Annotated in this window: 2 protein-coding genes; both read right to left on the bottom strand. The window is 71.1% G+C overall.

Going from position 1 to position 2,129, the window contains the following annotated elements; genetic code table 11:
- A partial coding sequence (locus tag ACM2XV_RS14620; protein ID WP_487027459.1) for a polysaccharide pyruvyl transferase family protein occupies positions 1-348 on the bottom strand: 348 nt, incomplete at its 3' end.
- Between the two features lies 1 nt (position 349).
- A complete protein-coding gene (locus ACM2XV_RS14615) occupies positions 350-1,852 on the bottom strand; it encodes a lipopolysaccharide biosynthesis protein (protein ID WP_487027458.1) in 1,503 nt (500 codons plus the stop codon).
- Positions 1,853-2,129 lie beyond the last annotated feature (277 nt).

Raw genomic sequence — 2,129 nt, 5'->3', positions numbered from 1 at the left:
CTCGATCGACTGCGGCATCTGAATGACCCGGCGCCCGCGCAGCGCGTCGAGCAGCCTCAGGCGCAGCGCGTGGTGCGTCGGGTAGAGCCCGCCGAAGTTGCCACCGCCCTGGATCACGACGGTGCTCGCCGGGGCGAGCGCGTCGAGGTGGAAGGAGCGCCGGGACGTCGCCGAGCACACCGTGGCGCCGTTCGCCTCGAGCAGTGCGAGCTGGCCGAGCCAGATCGCGGCGTCACCGCAGTTGAGATGGTCGGGGAAGTCGACGAGGTCGACATGCCCGACGCCCTGCAGCACGTCGGAGAGCTGGGTGAGTGCCTGCTCGTGCAGCCCGGCGACGGTGGCGGCCACGTCAGACCGCCCCGCCCACGCTGCTGCTCACGCCCCCGCCCGCTCCGCGGCCGCGGCGCACGATGTGCAGCACGTCGGTGCGCAGCTCGGCGAAGGAGCTGCGCTGCACCAGCATCCCCACCGCGAAATACACGGCGCCGCCGACGACGGCCTCGATCGCGAGATAGAGCAGCGGCGGCTCGTGCTCGATCGCGTGGCTGAGCGCGATCATCGCGACGAGCATGACCCCCGCCGACGCGGCGATGCCCGGGATGTCGCGGTAGACGGTGAGCGGCATCCTCCCGAGCCGCACGAGGGCGATGACGCGCAGCGGGGCGAGCAGCACCGTGCGGGCGAGCAGGGCGATCGCGACGGCGAGCAGCCCGTAGGGGGCGGCGAGGAACACGGCGCCGACGTGCACCGCCGAGATCACGAGCACCAGGGTGAACTCGACGCCGGGGCGGCCGAGCGACCACCACAGGTTCCCGTCGAGCCACTGCAGCGCCGTGATCGACCCGGTGAGCGCCGTGAGCTGGGCGATCTGGCCGCTCGTCGCCCACTGGCTGCCGAACAGGAACGGCACGGCGACGGGCGAGACCGCCGCGATGGCGAACAGCCCGGGCACCGCCATGCTCGCGCACACCCGCTCGGCGTGGCGCACCGCGTTCCTGAGGCGCTCGGGGTCGTCCTTGATCTTCGAGAACGCCGGCAGGGCGACCGCGTTGACCACCGAGGCGAACAGGGTGAGCAGCTGCGACGTCACGCGCGTGGCGACCACCCAGTAGCCGAGGGCGGATGCCCCGAGCAGCTTGCCCAGCACGAGCTCGACCATCCTGTCCCGACCCTCGTGCACGATCTGGGTCGCGAGTGCCGGCAGCCCGAAGCGCAGCATCGCCCAGGCATCCGCCAGCGAGAACTCGAACCGCGGCCGCCATGACACCGCGCTCCACAGGATCACGATGTCGACGAGGATGTTGCCGCCGCCCTGGAAGATGAGCGCCCACGCCCCCGCGCCGAGCAGTGCGAGGACGACGGCGCCGACCGCGCCGATGCTCGCCCCGACTGCCGAGCGGATGGCGAGCGGCCGCATCTTGAGCTCGCGCGTCAGCAGCACGGTCGGAATGGAGCAGAAGGCGTTGAGCGGCAGCATGAGGGCAGCGACCCGGATCATCAGGGTCAGTTGCGGCTCGTCGTAGAAGGCGGCGATCGCGGGGGCGGCGAGGGCGAGCAGGCCGCCGAGCCCGAGTCCGACGGCGAGGCCTGTCCAGAACGCGGTGTTGATCTGCACCCGCGAGGGCGCGGTCGCGCGGATCAGCGAGGGGGTGAACCCGAGGTCGCCGACGAGCGAGAGGATGCCGACGAAGACCGACACGAGCGAGACCACCCCGAAGTCCGCCGCGTCGACGAGCCGAGACAGCACCGCCAGGGTGACGACGCTGAGCAGACTGCCGTAGACCCGCTGCAGCGCTGTCCAGATGCCGCCCAGAAGACTCCGCGAGCGGAGCGAGCGGTTGCCGTCTGACATCGGGCGCGTTCCCTTCGGGGAAGAGGGGTTGGGCCCAGAGTGCTCCCGGCACGTGGACATTGATGTTTCCTCACGTTGCCGGTATGTAAAAGATTCTCACGTTTTTCGAAACCCCCTATCGGCGCGGCGGCACGTGCCGCACCGTGGGTGCCATGACGTCGAGGTGGCAGATCGAACGCATGACGACTCGGTTCCGGCGCGCGCGGCGCCGATCGGGATTCACGGCCACAGGTGTGGCCGCGGCCCTGGCGCTCGGCGCCACGATCACGCTGGCGGC

Source organism: Gryllotalpicola sp. CP2-P1 (assembly GCF_057512245.1).
The sequence above is the reverse complement of the archived record's forward strand: the minus strand, read 5'-3'. Positions and strand labels throughout refer to the sequence as shown.

Excerpts from the sequence above, each read along its gene's own strand:
- ACM2XV_RS14615 (WP_487027458.1), bottom strand. The coding sequence starts at position 1,852 with ATGTCAGACGGCAACCGCTCGCTCCGCTCGCGGAGTCTTCTGGGCGGC.